At 58.4% G+C, this 15108-nt stretch carries 14 protein-coding genes and 1 pseudogene; 12 read left to right on the forward strand and 3 right to left on the reverse strand.

Translation table 11 applies throughout. From position 1 onward, the window contains the following. The 9 genes from IT585_01050 to IT585_01090 form a co-directional block, all read left to right on the forward strand. The coding region (locus IT585_01050) for a hypothetical protein (GenBank protein ID MCC6961817.1) at window positions 1–1464 on the forward strand (1464 nt) is incomplete at its 5' end. 3 nt (window positions 1465–1467) lie between these two features. Further along, a complete protein-coding gene (locus IT585_01055) occupies window positions 1468–1812 on the forward strand; it encodes a hypothetical protein (GenBank protein ID MCC6961818.1) in 345 nt (114 codons plus the stop codon). Between the two features lie 11 nt (window positions 1813–1823). Then, window positions 1824–3569, forward strand: coding sequence for a hypothetical protein (locus IT585_01060; protein ID MCC6961819.1), 1746 nt, complete (start codon window positions 1824–1826; stop codon window positions 3567–3569). Then, entirely contained in the window at window positions 3569–4486 is a 918-nt protein-coding gene (locus IT585_01065) for a type VI secretion system baseplate subunit TssG (protein ID MCC6961820.1), read from the forward strand. The genes IT585_01060 and IT585_01065 overlap by 1 nt, the downstream gene beginning before the upstream one ends. Window positions 4487–4527: 41 nt before the next feature. Next, the gene (locus IT585_01070; protein ID MCC6961821.1) at window positions 4528–6000 is read left to right on the forward strand and encodes a hypothetical protein; all 1473 of its coding nucleotides are present in this window, start codon (window positions 4528–4530) and stop codon (window positions 5998–6000) included. A 6-nt stretch (window positions 6001–6006) separates the two neighbouring features. After that, window positions 6007–6915, forward strand: a complete 909-nt coding sequence (locus tag IT585_01075) for a hypothetical protein (protein ID MCC6961822.1) — start codon at window positions 6007–6009, stop codon at window positions 6913–6915. Then, entirely contained in the window at window positions 6912–8801 is a 1890-nt protein-coding gene (locus IT585_01080; protein MCC6961823.1) for a hypothetical protein, read from the forward strand. Before IT585_01075 ends, IT585_01080 begins: the two co-directional genes overlap by 4 nt. Window positions 8802–8807: 6 nt before the next feature. Continuing rightward, the gene (locus IT585_01085; protein ID MCC6961824.1) at window positions 8808–9617 is read left to right on the forward strand and encodes a hypothetical protein; all 810 of its coding nucleotides are present in this window, start codon (window positions 8808–8810) and stop codon (window positions 9615–9617) included. Window positions 9618–9920: 303 nt separating this feature from the next. After that, window positions 9921–10265 carry an RNA-binding protein gene (locus IT585_01090; GenBank protein ID MCC6961825.1) on the forward strand — a complete coding sequence of 115 codons (345 nt, stop codon included), beginning with the start codon at window positions 9921–9923 and terminating at the stop codon, window positions 10263–10265. Window positions 10266–10762: 497 nt separating this feature from the next. On the opposite strand, the pseudogene IT585_01095 reads toward IT585_01090, so the two are convergent. Next, window positions 10763–11035: pseudogene (locus IT585_01095) on the reverse strand (DUF3303 family protein). Between the two features lie 183 nt (window positions 11036–11218). On the opposite strand from IT585_01095, the gene IT585_01100 reads away from it, so the two are divergent. The 3 genes from IT585_01100 to IT585_01110 all read left to right on the forward strand — a co-directional run bounded on the left by IT585_01100 (window position 11219) and on the right by IT585_01110 (window position 13263). Further along, the gene (locus IT585_01100; GenBank protein MCC6961826.1) at window positions 11219–11794 is read left to right on the forward strand and encodes an RNA polymerase sigma factor; all 576 of its coding nucleotides are present in this window, start codon (window positions 11219–11221) and stop codon (window positions 11792–11794) included. Next, on the forward strand, window positions 11764–12429 hold the full coding sequence (locus tag IT585_01105) for a hypothetical protein (GenBank protein MCC6961827.1): 666 nt from the start codon (window positions 11764–11766) through the stop codon (window positions 12427–12429). Before IT585_01100 ends, IT585_01105 begins: the two co-directional genes overlap by 31 nt. Window positions 12430–12528: 99 nt before the next feature. Then, entirely contained in the window at window positions 12529–13263 is a 735-nt protein-coding gene (locus IT585_01110) for a DUF1573 domain-containing protein (protein MCC6961828.1), read from the forward strand. Window positions 13264–13334: 71 nt separating this feature from the next. On the opposite strand, the gene miaB is transcribed toward IT585_01110, so the two are convergent. Further along, a complete protein-coding gene (gene miaB, locus IT585_01115; GenBank protein MCC6961829.1) occupies window positions 13335–14672 on the reverse strand; it encodes a tRNA (N6-isopentenyl adenosine(37)-C2)-methylthiotransferase MiaB in 1338 nt (445 codons plus the stop codon). Between the two features lie 69 nt (window positions 14673–14741). After that, on the reverse strand, window positions 14742–15047 hold the full coding sequence (locus IT585_01120; GenBank protein MCC6961830.1) for a hypothetical protein: 306 nt from the start codon (window positions 15045–15047) through the stop codon (window positions 14742–14744). Between the last annotated feature and the right edge of the window lie 61 nt (window positions 15048–15108).

Raw genomic sequence — 15108 nt, forward strand, 5'->3', positions numbered from 1 at the left:
ATGGACTTCCGCAACAAATTCGTAACCCACAAACAGCTGAGCCGGAGCGACATCGCCAATCAGCTCGTACAGGACGCCGGCCTCGAGATGGCCGGGGTGCAACTCAGCGGCGATGCCTCGCACAAACCGGAGCAGTTCGTCCAATGGAATGAGACCGACTGGGAATTCCTGGTGTCGCACGTCAGCATCAGTGACAGCTGGCTCTACTACGACGGCCGGAAATTGAGCATCGGCCCGGCGGCCACGAGGAATCAGGCCGAAATCTTCTGGGGCAAAAACGTCGGCAGCATCGATTTCAAACTGAGCGCCCAGCAGTTGAATCACAAAGCGTTTGGCTGGGACCGCGCGCAGAAGGCGGCTTTCACCGGGCAGCAGTCAACGGCAACCTCGTTCTCGTCCCTGGCGCAGAAAGCCTTCAGCGGCTCTCGGTCGTTGTCGAGCGGAACCTCGTACGGCATGGCGGAGGCCGACTTCCATCAGAACGAAGTCAAACTCCAGGCACTGTCCGACGGGCAGGAAGCCGTCGCCGGTTTGCTCGAAGGTACCATTCAGTGCAATGTGCCCAGCATCAAGGTCGGCGATACGGTCAAACTGAGCGACGCCGGCAGCGCCTACAACGGTATCTATTTCGTCGAAGCCGTGCGCCATACGGTCGATGCGGAAGTCGGCTACTATAACGTTCTCGAAGTGCTGCCGCTGGAGGCGGCAGTGCCGAGCTGGCGCGGTGCCGAAACCTATGCCCGGCGAATGGACCCGTTTCCGGCCGTGGTGTCGGATAACAAGGATCCGGACAAACTGGGGCGGATCAAGCTGCAGTATTACGTCCCTGAGGGCGACTCCGGCAGCATGATGGAAAGCGATTGGGCCCCGGTGCTGATGCCGTACGCTGGGCGTGACCGCGGGATGTACTTTATGCCGGAAATCGACGACCAGGTCATGGTCATTTTCGAAAACGGCGACCCGACGCACCCGGTGGTCATCGGTGCGTTATGGAACGGCACCGATATGCCCCGCAGCGAAATGTATAGCGACGACAACGATATCAAAATCATCTATACCCGCTCGGGGCACCAGCTGATTTTCGATGACAAATCGGGCCAGGAAGCGATCAAGATCATCGACAAGACCGGGGCGAATTCGATTGTGATCGAATCCGACAAGAATACAATTACGATTACTTCCGATAAAGATATAGTGCTTAAGGCGAAGGAAAATATCAGCATGGAGGCCGGCAAGGCCTTTACGATCAAAGCCCAGGACGACGTGTCCATCGAGTCCCAAAGCAAGAACGCCTCGATGAAAGCCGCGCAGGGAATCAAGATCGACGGCATGAGCGTCGACGCCACCGCCAATGGCAACATGAAATTGAAAGCCAACGGCCAGGCCGGACTGGAAGGCGCGACGACCGACGTCAAGGGCAGTGCCATGGTCAATGTGCAGGGTGGTTTGATCAAGCTCAACTAAACGATGGCCAACGAAGCAGTTCGGGTACCCATAGAACTCCGCGACAACCGGTTCGTGCGCACGACCGGCATCGCCGAATTCGCCCGCTTCCTTCTGGAAACGGAACTGGGCAGTTATCGCCCCGATCCGGAATTCGGTTGCCGCTCGCCGCAGTTCACGCCGGAATATTACGACGACCTCAAAGTCGAGGTGCGCAATCACGTGCTCCGACAATTCCGGCAGTACCTCGGCCTCGTCGTCAACGTGTCGATTTCCGACAACGTCTCCACGCCCACGGCAACCTTCGTCTGTCGCGTCACCGGCACCGGCCCCGGCAACCAACGCTTTGATTTGTCCTGGGAAATCTGAGAGGAAGCAAAGTGGCGGAGAAGTGGACTGATCGAGAAGAACGCGTCTATCAGGAAATGATCGACCGCCTGAAGTTCTGGGGCTATCAGGTCCCTTCCGGCGAAAAACAGATGGATCCGGCGCTGCTGCTGATGCTGAAGGCGTTTGCCTTCCACACCACCAGCACCGAGGACAAACTCAAGCGCGCCGGCCAGGATGTCATCGACTCTCTCATCAGCAATTTCTTCGTGACCGGAATTCGACGACCCGTGCCGGCGTTTACCATGCTCTCCTGCCGCTGCACGGACCGCCGCGCCTGGATCGATACCGATCTGGAGTTCGCCTGCACCCTGGGCGGCGCCTATCCGCGCGAGTACTCCTTCTATCCGCTCTACGGGCAGGAGATTCTCGATGTCTATGCCGACGTCGTCCTTTTTACCTCCGGTGAGTATTTCCGCGTCCTCAAGGTGCTGCCGCCGGAAGCGGACAAGTGGGAGGAAGCGCTCGATTCGCCGGCCTACCGCACGATGAAGCGCAACGCCCCGCCGCAATTGGGCGGAACGATCTGGATCGGATTGCAGGCGGGACTACCGCTGACCGAGATCACCGGACTGCCCCTCTATACCGGTCCCGACGCGGAAGCCGGTCACATGCTCAACTGGGTCGAGTGGCAGGTGGTCGGCAACAAGGGTGCCGGCGTCAAACCGGGCGAATATCAGGATCGTCTCGAGATATTCAAACACCTCGATATTCGCGAACTGGAAGTCGAAACCAACTTCCAGAGCCGCCTTTACAGCAGCGACTTTCTGACCTCCGGCAAACTGCTCTGGCATTTCAAACACTATCTGGCCCCCGCCAAGAATTTCGTCTACTTGCCCGGTGAGCTGTTGCAGGCGGCCGAGAAGATGCCGATTCCACCGGCGATTCACCAGAAGTTCGCCCACCTGGATTTCAGCAAGCTGGCAACACCGCGGGTCTGGCTGAAGGTTGATCTGGCCCGTGACGAGAAAGTCGGCGACCTGCGCCGCTTCGTCCACTTTGACGCCAACACGTTGCTGCTCATTAACCGCCGCAAGGCGCATCTCAATAAGTATACCATGGGCCAGCCGGCGCTGGAGATCAACCTGTTCGAGTATCAGAACGAAGGTGAGGATCTCACCAAGAAATTGTTCTCCATCGACCGGGTCTGGGATTCACGCGATCAGGAATACTATGACCACCTCGATCTGACCACCTACGCTAATCCGCATAAATACACGGTGATCGAGGAAGAAGGAGCGGTCAAAATCGCCTTGAACTTCGAAGCCACCGGCAAAGAGCCGCCGGATTTCGTGGTGGTACAATACGCGCTGACCGAAGGCGCGGACGGCAACGGCATCGGCGCCGAAACCGAACTGCGGCTGGTACGGGATCATCCCCAACTGCACTCCCCGCGCAATCTGATCAGCTCGGCAGGCGGGTCGGACGCCAAGTCGGACGAAGAGCTGCGGCGCATGACCGGCTTCTTCCTGCGTAATCACGGCGTTGCCCTCTCGGAGGGCGAAATCGAATTCCTCGCGCGTAACTTTGACAGCCGTATCGACTCGGCCAAGGCCGTCCGCGGCGTCACGCGGACGCGCGGCGGACTGGTTCCTTCGGTGATCGTCGACATTGCGTTGCGCTCGGACACCAAACTGTCGCCGGAAGAACAAAAGTACCTGATGCAGCGTCTCGGCCAATACCTGGATAGCTATACGCCGCTCAATCTCCACTTGGCGGCGCGGCTGGTGACTGCCTGATGAATACCGGCTTTGTCACTCCCGATTATCGCATCCGTGAGCGTACTCGCCTCTCGGAATTCAGCCTGCTGCTGCACACACTGGGGATCGAAGCCGGCCAGTTCTGGTTCGTCAGCCTCGAGGCGCATGGCAACTTCTTCTCCGATATCGAGACCATCCGCACGGTGACCTCCCGGGTGGCGCGCCGCGACGAACGCATCATTTTTGCCTACTTGCCCTCTTTCAAAAATCACTTCCCCCAGGGCTTTTTCGTCGAGCAGCTGGAAGAATCCGATCATCATCCCGGTGTGTGGGAAGACCGGTACCTGGAATTCTGGAGCGCGTTCGACACGATCACCTATCGGCACTGGATCGCCTTCTATCTGCTTCGGCTCAAGCTGCTGTTTGCGATCGAAGATAACGATGCGGAACTGCTCTACTGGGAGAGTCTGGGCGGCGACCTGCCCACCCTCGGCAAGGAGGATCGCAAATACCTGCTGTTGCTGCGCTTCTTCGCGCCCTATTTTCTCGGACGGCGGCTGCTCTATGAACGGATCTTGCCCGCCTTTCTGCGCAAACCGGTCGCGATCGAAGAAAACATCCCGGCACTCGAGTCCATTCCCGCCGAATACTACTCGCGCCTCGGACAAACCAACAGTTATCTGGGCCGCGACTTCTATCCGGGCTCGGAATTTGAAGAGAATTTCTCGACGTTTCGCGTCAACGTCAGCGACTTGTCGGCGGAGGATATCCCGGAGTTCGCGCCGACCGGGCGGCGCCGCGTGATCGCGAACAACTTGCTAACCCTGTTCCGACCGGCACACTTGCGTTCGGAATTGCGTTTTCATTTTCAACCGGGCTTGTCGATATTTGTGATAGGTGATGAGCCGCACAGCGCGTTCCTCGGATTCTCATCTTACTTGCGGGAGACGGTGTAGCGGGATATATTGCGGGCACTTAATCTGTATGGGTCTGATACATGGATGATCTGAACGTCTGGGGCGTCAACTGGATCGACGGCATGCTGATCACAAGCCGTCATTTCAATCAGGAAGCCGACTTCGTTTACAATCTGCAGCGCGCGGGGACGATGGCGCTCGCGCCCGGCTACGGCCTGGCCAAAGGTGCCGCCAGTAAAACCGAACCGCTCGAGGTCCAACTGCGGCGCAGCGGTCCGACCGCGACCGTCACGGTGATGAAATGCACCGCGATTCTTCCCAACGGCAGTCTGGTCAATGTCAACGACGCCTTCCTCAAGCATAAGACCGTCGAGTTGAGCTTCGATCTCAGCAAGGAGAAACGGGAGCGGATTCCCGTCTTCCTGTACGCTTCCCCGACTGAACGCACGCAATTTGGCGACCCGCTGGCGGGCGAGCTCTTAAGCCGCCAGCCCTACCAGGTCCCGCGCTTGAGCCTGACAACCGCACCGTCGGATAGTCTCTCCGCGACGGCCGGGTTGCAGATCGCCGAGATCGTGCGCGAGGGCGATGATGTGCGCCTGGACGAAGGCTTCGTGCCCGCCGTGATGAGCACCACCTGTGGCAAGGCTGTCTTGCAGCGCATGGACAATCTGCGCAAGCTGTTGGACGCCATCCAGCGCGCCGGCGTGGCGGCCATCGCCGAAGTACGCATGAAGACCAAGAGCCGTCCGGCCGCCGGCGAGGAAGAAATCATTCGCGGCGTCTTCCTTCAGACCGAAAATCTCCTGCACAGCCTGGGTTTCAATTACAACGTCATTCTCGATAACCACAGCGGCGTTCCGGCACGGTCGCTGATGAACTTCTTCGCCGGGTTCGTCGGCGGCTTCCAGCAAAGCTTTCTGATCTACCCGGAACTGCGCGAGTACGTCCGGACCGCCACGATCGGCTCTGACAAAGGCGAACTCAATGGCGGCAATATCCTGCCGGAGCTGCGCGACTACCAGACGCGCTCCTATGGCTATGAGGAAATGACGCAGTTCTTCAATGACACCGAACGCGTCCTCGGCTTCGTCGCCGCAATCCTCAGCTACTACGCTTCCGGCGCCGCCGGCCGCACCGGCGATGCGATCGAGCGCGACGGCTACCGCTTCCTGATCCAGCATCATGGCGCAGTCAAGTATTCGTTCCGCAACAATCGCCATCACATCATCATCGACGGCGTCGATCCCCGCGGCACCGAGGACGTCATCGTCAGGCTGCACAAAAAAGTGCTGCCGATGCAGTATGCCGCCAACGTGATCATTTATCTTGGCGCCAACGAAGTGGACGATATCGCCGCCGCCTCCGTGGCGCGCAAGCCGGTTGAGGATGTCACCGATCCAGATTTCTGGCTGATCCAACCCAATGAATATTTCCCGCTCAAGAGTTCAAGACTTGACCGGCTCAACATAATTATCGATGGTGATGTCGATCGGTCCGCATTGGAAGCGGTGAAAATGAACCACGTCTCGATCTTTTCCAGAGCGCGGTAAACAGGGATGTCGGAAAAACTCAAGGCCTTAATCAATTCCATCTTTGTCCAGCTCAACCGCTACGAGCGTCAGCAAGCGGACTTCTCCGCCGACACGTTCATCCGCGATTGTGAAAGCTATTTTGCCGAACTGGATCGTCTCGACCTGTCCCGGGATGGCGGCCTCGCTATCGACGAGCACCTGAAACAACGAATCAACACCGTCCCGCGCAATTCGCAGGCAGTGACGCTGGTCGTCGCCAATCTCATGGCGCTCTACTTCTGGTATGTGCGGCGGCCCCCCCAGCAATGCCAGAACGCGTTCCTGGCCGCCAAAAAACTGCGCGGTATCGTCGACGATAGCCAGTTCGTCGAGCAGGTGATCGCCCCGCTGGTCTTCGGCAGCAAAATCCGCAGCTTCGGCAAACGCGAACGCGACTTCCGTACCCTGGTGCTGCACCGCACCGCCCAAATCGCTGTCAACTTCCGCGAATCCGACCAGATCAATGTCTCGGCCACGCGCATTGTCCGCTCCGATACCTGGCAGAAAAAAATGCTGCATATCGCGGCGCTGAATCAGAAGGGCCGCAAAGACGAAATCCGCACCTTCGCGCCGGCCGACGAACTGCGTGCCATCTCCGAACACAATGACTTCGCTGCCTGGTATCTGCGCACGCACGAAATCTACAAAGGCGAATCGGCGATTCTGCGCGGGCTCAAGCATTTCTTCGGCGCCCTCGGCAATGCCGTCTTCTCGGTCTTCAACTGGCGTTTCGTGCTCCACGTCTTCCGCAACCGCTGGCCCGTCTACATCGTGTACCTGGTGCTGTGCGCGGCCTTCATCTATGGAGCGCTGAATATCCGTAAGCCGTGGGAGAAAGTGCACCGCGACAAGGCCGCGGAGTTGATGTCATCCAAACATGAGGGGGCGCAATGAGCTTGAATCCGATCGGACTGATCAAGAAAGCTTTCGGCATCTTCAAGAAAGCCTCGGCGGTACCCCCGCCGGCCAAAGGCGCGGCCGATATCCCGTTCCAGCCGGACGACAACGTCGTCCTCGTGTTCGGGCATTCGAATGCCGGCAAGACCGTCTATTTCTCGGTGCTCTACGAATTGCTCAAGGGCAATCCGGAGTACAAGCTTTCGCCGCTCGACAACGAAACCGCGGCGGCGCTGATCGAGAACTACAACCTGATGCGGGGAAAACAGATCAAGATCAAGGAAGGGCGACAGGTCGAAATCGAAGGCGAGCGCAAGTTCCCGACGATGACCTCCGAGACGCGCGTGCTCAAATTCGGCCTCGACATGTCAATCCGCAAGGGCATCAAGTTCTACACCGTCGACTACAAGGGCGAAACGCTCTCGATCGCCGAGCCCGGTGGGTTGCGCAAACAATTCGCTCGCTTCTTCCCGTACGCCCGCGCGGCCCTCTTCTTTATCGACGCTTCGGTGCTCGATACCGACGTCCTGCTGCGCGAACAAATCGCCGCGTTTCAGACGATTATCAACGACCTGCGCGACTGTGCGCCGAAGAAGGTCCCGATCGGCATCGTGATTACCAAAGCCGACTTCCTGGAAGGATTCTCGCCGTCAAATCCGGTGGAACTGATCCCGGCCAATGCCGCCGTACACAAGGGCAAATCGGTTTCGGCGTTCATCAAGGGGCTGGCCACCGTCAATCAACGTCGCTTCGGCGAGGTCTGGGCGCGCTCATGCGAACGGGTCACGCGGACTTTGGCCAACTTGATCGACTCGATGACCTCCTACAATCTCGACTTCCAGTTCTTCTTCGTTACCGCGACCGGTGGACTGGAGAAAGTAGCTGCGGGCGCTGTACAACCGCCGCGCGAAATTACCCCCTCCGGCGTCCCCGATCCGCTGGTCTGGTCGTTTAACCGGATTCTCTTCAACAAACGCAAGCAGTTCTGGTGGCGGATCACCAAGTGGGTGATCGGACTGAGCATCGTCTGGATGGCGCTCTACAGCGCTTTCAACCTGTACCACGTTGCGTTTATCTATGACGACCAGTTGAAGCGGGCCGAGGACGGCTACAACAAGGCTTTTATATCGGGACCGCAGCCGATCGACCAGGCGACGGCCAACATCATCAAGAGCAAGTTCGACGACTACCTGAAACGAATGCCGGTGGCGGAATTCTTCGGTGCCAAGCCGATGATCGACTACGCTAAGGCGCGCCAGCAGTTCACCCAAAGCCAGGTCTCGGCCGACGCCAAACCTTTGGTTGAGGAGGTTGCGGAAGATTCACCGTACAAAGCGGCTACTGATGCAGCCAAAAAGGACTACAAGAAAATCGCCGACGACGTTGGCAAGCTGCCGCCCGGCGAACAGCAAGCGGCGTTCGATACGAAGATGACGGAATTCTGGCAGAAGCACCCCGCCGACAGCCTCGATCCCGCCTTCGTCAAGAAGGTCGAAGGCGCGCAAGAGCAGTTCAAGTCCGGCGGCACCGCGGTCGCGGAGCAGAAATTCGAAATCGAACTGACGATTCAGGGCCTGCGCGATCGGTCGCAGGTCGTGGCCCAGATTGGAACTGATCCCTATGTCGAGTTCTCCAATTTTAGCGGGACACCGACCGTAAGTCAAAAAATCACGGGCGTGGGCAACGCACCGGTGACGTTCAAGTGGCTCGACCTGACCGACCAGTCGATTCGTTACGAACAGGCCCCGTTTGAGAATCCGATCGAGACGTTTTATCCGAAGCTCGAAACCGGCGTCCGGCTCGACTTCGGCCGCGACTACAACCTGATCGTCAAACGAAAGTCGGGTACACCCCCGAAGCCGCCTTCAGTACCGCAGATTTAACAGTGGATGAAGCTCGATCATCTGATTTACGGCACCTTCCCCGATCTCCCTGGTTCGCAGCAGGTTGTCTTCAAGACTCCCGGCATCGACGCCGACCTCGAACAATGGCTGCTTGAACTCTATAACGAATTCGGTGACTGCAAGAATGAAGAGTTCGTCTCATCACTGACCGTTAGGTGGTTCCGTGCGGGCGAGACTCCGCTGTGCGCGTTGACGAAAGTGAGCCAATTTGGCAAGGACTTCTCCGGTCGCTGGGGGGCGCTGCTGCGCCATACGGCTATCCTGACGCAAGATCAATTTGTTGAACTACGGGGCGATCTCCATCCAGTAGCGGAGCAGTTAGTCAGTTCGGGGACGTCGGCAGAATTGTCACAGGAGCGGGAAGTCGAAGTGCCCCTCGTACAAGCGGAGCCGAACTTGTCACCCTGCTTGGCCGAGCTCCAGGAGAATGACTACCTGACCCCACTTCGCCGGCTCCTTAGCGGTGATCGACTGGTTGCCTTCGGTGACAAGAACTCCGGGTACACGGATCGCTTCCTCGCCAACCTGATCAGCCTGCTCCCACTCTCATGGCGAGCGTATTTTGACTGGTCCGAATTCGCCTTTCGCCCCCTGGAAGATCTCGATTTGGCGATCTGCTACAACTCGCGCTACGAGCTGCCCGGCACCGGCCCAATCGACTTTCAGATCGCGGGAGCCAACCACTTCGCCGCGGCCGGGATCGAACCGGACAGGGTTGCCGAATTCCTGACAGCCCTGGAAACAGCCTTGGCTTCAGGTGATGCGGAAGCGTTGGGCCGGATTGTGGCACCTTGAGCGCCGGGGCCGCGTCGATTTGCGGCAGTAATTGCGGGCTCTTTGCGCATTCCACCCCGATCGCGTTGCGAAATTAAACAAAAATGCTATTGACAGGGATCAAATCGGACGATAATCTATCCATGTGTGACCACAAGTCTCCCACATTATTTGTTTAAGGTAGAACCTGTCCAAGTAGAGAGTAACACCGACCACAATTAATTCCCGGAGACGTAGCGCAATAGTGCGCACCAACAATTGTTTGCCGCGGGCTTGCGCCTTGCCATCGCAATTCTTTTGCGGCAGACCAAACAGGAGAGAGAGATGAACATCTTCGTAGGCAATCTGTCACGTCAGGCAACGGAAGAGGATCTGAAGAACGCTTTTTCGGCTTTCGGCAATGTTGCCCGTGCCACCATCATCAAGGACAAGTTCTCGGGCGAACCCCGCGGCTTCGGCTTTGTTGAAATGGCGACGAAAGAAGAAGCGCAGGCGGCTATTGCCGGCATGAACGGCAAGGAATTCCTCGGCCGGACGCTGAATGTGAACGAAGCGCGCCCGCGTGAGAACAACCCCCGCATGGGCGGCGGTGGTGGCGGTGGCGATCGTCGTCCGGGTGGCGGCGGCGGTGGCCGCGGTGGTTACGGCGGCGGCCGTCGCGACCGTTAGTTCCATCGACGTTGACAGCTGGGCGGCCGAATCGCGTTCGCCCGGTACCTGCCTAATTTGACCGATATTAAAGCGCCGTCCCGTACACGCGGGACGGCGTTGCTCATTGGCAGCCAGGAGTCATGTCCCTCCCGATTGCGGATCAAGTCCTCCCAACCCTGAACGCCAGGTGACCGGCTTCACGTCTACGCCAAATCATTCGTTGCAGCCTCCGGTTCTCTCCCTCTCGACCGACCATTGCCTCACTGACGCCAGCCCCCATCGTGTCATTGCGAGGAGCGAACCTGCACTTAACGCTCCCTCCTCCCCCCACCGCGACGAAGCACTCTGCTTTCGAACTCGTCGACCGCTCTCTGCATGCGCTTGTTCTCCCCTCTCCTCCTGGGAGAGAGGCAAGGGTGAGGGCTTGCCGCAGCGTCAGTCCTTATCGCGCCGCGCCTGCCTGCGCCGGCCAAGCTCATTCAAACAAGATGCCCTCGCAACCGCCGCAGTGTCATTCATCCCTTCTGGCTGCGTCGCTTCCAGAATTCGGAAGAGGTCACGACGGGAGTCACTTCGAAATCGACCAGATCATTCCAATTGGAGATCCACGTATCGAGTAACTACGGGCTCGCAGATTCCATGATTTGGAAACAAATTGTGCCGCCTGGATTAAGCCAACTGGCGACATAGTTGAGACCATCCGGCGTCAGGCGTCCCATCTTGCGATAGCGTTCGCCGACCGGAGCGATGTCGCCGTTCTTGAAGCGTTCAATAACCATGTAAAGCATAGACCTACAATAGCGGGATTTAAGGCGGCGGCCAAGCCTGAACGCTTCCGGGCTCGCTCCTGCCAGGCCACCCTAAGTTCAAGCAGGGGAATGCATTATCTTGCTCAGTAAGTGCGAGTACCCAGCCGGCAGGACAGGTTCGACAATTTTCCTGTTACCTTTTGGCAGCGAATTCTGTCTCTTATGCAGGTGAATGATTATGCCAGTCGATTCTGGGAGCTTTTGGAGTGCGAGCATCAACGGGCGCGCGCCTATTGCCTGCGCCTGGTGGGCAATACCGATGACGGCGACGACGTGTATCAGGATGCAATCATGAAAGCCTACCGCGGCTTCGCAGCGTTACGTGATACTGCGGTGTTCCGGCCGTGGCTGTACCGCATCATCAACAATACCTATCGCGATCGATTTGCCAGCCCGTGGTGGCGGCGCGTGCTGGCGGGTGTTTACGATCTGGAGTCGGCGGCTGGTGGCGAAGATCCCTCGCACCAATACGATGCCCGCCGGCGTGTGGCGTATGCGCTGGACGCTCTCAGCGCGGAGGAACGGATTCTGGTGACGTTGGCGGAACTCGAGGGCTGGAAAATTTCAGAGCTGGCCGGCCTGCTGACAACGAACGAGGCGGTGGTCAAGATGCGCCTGTCGCGGGCGCGAGGCAAAATGCGCGAACGCCTGCTGAAACTGGGCCGCAAACGTGGAGTGACCCTGATGAACGGAGAAATCGAACAGCTATGCTGTGCTACCAAGCCCGAAAAAGATTAGAGGCCTTCCGCTGGGATCCGGCCCAATATCGCGCGGATCAAGAGCTGCTGGAGCACCTGAAGTCGTGTGCCGCGTGTACCGGCCTGATCGCAGCGGAACAAGCGTTGCGGCAAGACCTTGAAGAACTACAACGTGTCGAGCCGGCCGCTCCACTTCCGTTGGAAATCATGCGGCAAAAAGTTGAAACTACCCACACCTTCAGGCGCCCGGCCGCACCGGCCCTGCGGCGGCGCCTGGCATTGATCGCGGCCGCGGCCGCTGTGGTCCTCCTGGCGATCGTACCCTTCAATGTGCGTGAAAAAGTCGGCTACGAAATCGCCATCAACGGTGTCGGCAAGGATGTCGCCTTGAACCAGGAGAAAGCGTCCTCATTGCTGGATGCCCTCGGTATGGAGAAAGGCGAGGCCGAAAGCTTGCTCGACTCGCTCGGCGTCAAGCAAATCCAGTTCTCCGTCGGCGAGTGCAGCGAGACCTGCAAACTGACAATCTCCGATCTCAAGACCGAACGCGACGTGCGCTTGATGGTAAAAGCGATTATTGACCTCGGCTGCTGCCAGATCGACAACATCGTGCCGATCTTTCGACGCGAATCGACGAGTCTCCTCGGGCTGGCGGCACGAAAGCTGTTGTCGTAAAAACCCTCGATCGAAACAGATGGAATTCGCACGCGCGGGCAAACCGACATAAGCATGAACTTAATCGACCCACAATACACAAACTATTCTGGAGGAACCATGAAAACACTCACCACCATCACGGCGTTCCTGGTGCTGCTGACCACAGCGGTCATCTTTGCGCAGGACGCGGCCACCGCCCCCGTCGCCGCTAAGGTGCAGATCGATGACACCGGCTTCGACTTCGGTTACATTCCCGCAGGCGCCGTGGTCTCCCACGCCTACACCCTGCACAGCCGCGGTGCCGACTCGCTCAAGATTCTCAGCGTGCGGCCCGGCTGCGGCTGCACCAAGGCGCCCCTGAAGAAGGAAGTAGTGGCTGCCGGCGACAGCACCAGCGTCGAATTGGTCTACACCTCCAATAGGGCAGCCAGCGGCAATTTCGCCAAGAGCGCGACCGTGACCACCAACGACACTGATCGCGGCAACTTTCAGCTGACGTTTAAGGGCAAGGCCTATGCAAACCCTGACTCGCTCACTCCGCTGACCTTGTCCTTGGGTGAGATCGCGCTGACAGCGCAGACCCGGACGCAGGAGACAAAACTGACCGTCAAGAACGTCTCGGCTGCACCCATACGCCTCAGCCTCGTGAGTGATGCCGGCGAATACTTCGCGGTGGGACTGCCCGATGCCGAGATCAAGCCGGGGCAGTCGAAAGAAATCAAGGTAAAGCTCAACAGCACGCTGCCGGAGGATCAATTCCAGAAGTCATTCACCTTCGCGGTCAATGACAAAGACGGCACGCGCTATACGATTCCGGTCTCTTTGAACAAACCGGCGGTGGCGGTGCACTAAGACGGCAATCTGCTGATCACCAAACGCCGGGATGGTCGCAAGGCTGTCCCGGCTTTCGTTTATGGCTCGGGCTAAACGGCGACGCCGATGAGAGTATTCGGAGTAACTTCTTCGATGCGGACGGTGACAAATTCACCCGGTTTGGCGCCGGTGTCGGGGAAGACCACAATCTTATTCCCGTCGTTGCGGCCGAGCAATTGACTCGGCCTTTTGCCGTATCCCTCGACAAGGACTTCAAACGCCTGCCCCAAATGTGCCTGATTGCGTATGTAGGATATCTGTCGTTGCTGATCGACGAGGCGCACCATCCGCTCGGTCTTGACTTCATCGGAAATGTCGTCCGGAATCGTCCGCTGCGCCACCGTCCCCTTGCGCTCGGAGTACTTGAACATGAACGCCGAGTCAAACTGCACCTCGCGCATAACCGCCAGGGTCTCCTCAAACTCCGCCTCGGTCTCAGTCGGAAATCCCACGATCACGTCGGTCGTCAGCACCAGGCCCGGAATCAGCTTACGCATCCGCTCCGCCAGGACGACGAAATGTTCGCGCGTGTAGGTGCGGTTCATCGCGTCTAACACCCGGTTTGAGCCCGCCTGCAACGGCAGGTGAATATGTTTGCATGCTTTCGGATTGGTCGCGACGACCTCGATCAACCGCTCGGGGAAATCTTTCGGATGCGGCGAAGTGAACCGAATCCGCTCGATCCCCTCGATGTTCGCGACCGCCGTGATCAGCTTGGCGAAATCGAAACCCTTGAAAGTATACGAATTGACGTTCTGGCCGAGCAGGGTGACCTGTTTGAAGCCGTGATCAGCCAATTGGCGCACTTCTTCGATCACATTGAACGGGTCGCGGCTACGCTCGCGGCCGCGCGTCATCGGGACGACGCAGAAGGTGCAGTAATTATCGCAGCCGCGCATCACGGCGACCCAGGCGTTGATACCGTGACGATTGGTCGGGAATACGTCGGCGTAGGTCTCATACTCCGACAGCGTCAGCTTGAATTCCTTCTCGCCGGTGTTGTGCACGCGGTCGATCATGACGGGCAACGCCTTGTAGGAGTCGGGGCCGGCGATCAGGTCGACACCGGTATTGGTCTCCAACAGCTCCTTTTTGAGATTCTGCGCCATGCAACCAAGCACTCCGAGGATCAACCGCTTGTTCCGCTTCTTCAGATGCCGCAACTCGCCGATGCGCGCCCGCACCTTGTCATGGGCGTTCTCGCGAATGGCGCAAGTATTCAGCAGCACGACTCCGGCCGCATCGGGGGTGTCGGTCAGAACAAATTCATTCCGCCGCAGAATCTCGCGCACGATTTCCGAGTCATACTCGTTCATCTGACAGCCGTAGGTCTCAACGTAAACTGTCTTGGCCGACTGTGCGAATGTCTGGGAGTCGATTTCTGACATAGATCTTTCTAATCCGCGCCGACGATGATCGACCGGCGTGGTGCTAATATAGCGGCCACGAGCGCAATGTCAACCCAGCAGGTGCTTGGCCACCAGGAAGGGGATGACGATGTAGAGCAGGGTATCGCGAATCAAGTAGTAGATCACGATCGCCAGCACCAGCTTCCAGCCGTAACGCTTGACCAGGTGCTTGACGCGAGCTTTGATGCGACCGCCCCGGCCGAGTTCCTCGGTGCCGGGAATCGGCCCGTGCAGATCAGCCTTGAACTGCCGCAGCACAGCTTTGAGCCGCTGGTACCAGCCCGGCTTGGTGTCAACGTCGATTTCGATCTCGGCTGCTTCCGACTGCTGCGACTCAGGTGGCAAATACTTCATACTTTTCGATGCTCGAGGTCAGCGCCACCCGCCCGTCACCGCCCTTGAACTCGCCCACGCG

Source organism: Candidatus Zixiibacteriota bacterium, assembly GCA_020853795.1.
GTDB lineage: Bacteria > Zixibacteria > MSB-5A5 > CAIYYT01 > CAIYYT01 > JADJGC01.

Coding starts and splice junctions, on each gene's coding strand:
- IT585_01055 (MCC6961818.1), top strand. CDS start 1,468: ATGGCCAACGAAGCAGTTCGGGTACCCATAGAACTCCGCGACAACCGG.
- IT585_01065 (MCC6961820.1), top strand. CDS start 3,569: ATGAATACCGGCTTTGTCACTCCCGATTATCGCATCCGTGAGCGTACT.
- IT585_01070 (MCC6961821.1), top strand. CDS start 4,528: ATGGATGATCTGAACGTCTGGGGCGTCAACTGGATCGACGGCATGCTG.
- IT585_01075 (MCC6961822.1), top strand. CDS start 6,007: ATGTCGGAAAAACTCAAGGCCTTAATCAATTCCATCTTTGTCCAGCTC.
- IT585_01080 (MCC6961823.1), top strand. CDS start 6,912: ATGAGCTTGAATCCGATCGGACTGATCAAGAAAGCTTTCGGCATCTTC.
- IT585_01085 (MCC6961824.1), top strand. CDS start 8,808: ATGAAGCTCGATCATCTGATTTACGGCACCTTCCCCGATCTCCCTGGT.
- IT585_01090 (MCC6961825.1), top strand. CDS start 9,921: ATGAACATCTTCGTAGGCAATCTGTCACGTCAGGCAACGGAAGAGGAT.
- IT585_01100 (MCC6961826.1), top strand. CDS start 11,219: ATGCAGGTGAATGATTATGCCAGTCGATTCTGGGAGCTTTTGGAGTGC.
- IT585_01105 (MCC6961827.1), top strand. CDS start 11,764: ATGCTGTGCTACCAAGCCCGAAAAAGATTAGAGGCCTTCCGCTGGGAT.
- IT585_01110 (MCC6961828.1), top strand. CDS start 12,529: ATGAAAACACTCACCACCATCACGGCGTTCCTGGTGCTGCTGACCACA.
- miaB (MCC6961829.1), bottom strand. CDS start 14,672: ATGTCAGAAATCGACTCCCAGACATTCGCACAGTCGGCCAAGACAGTT.
- IT585_01120 (MCC6961830.1), bottom strand. CDS start 15,047: ATGAAGTATTTGCCACCTGAGTCGCAGCAGTCGGAAGCAGCCGAGATC.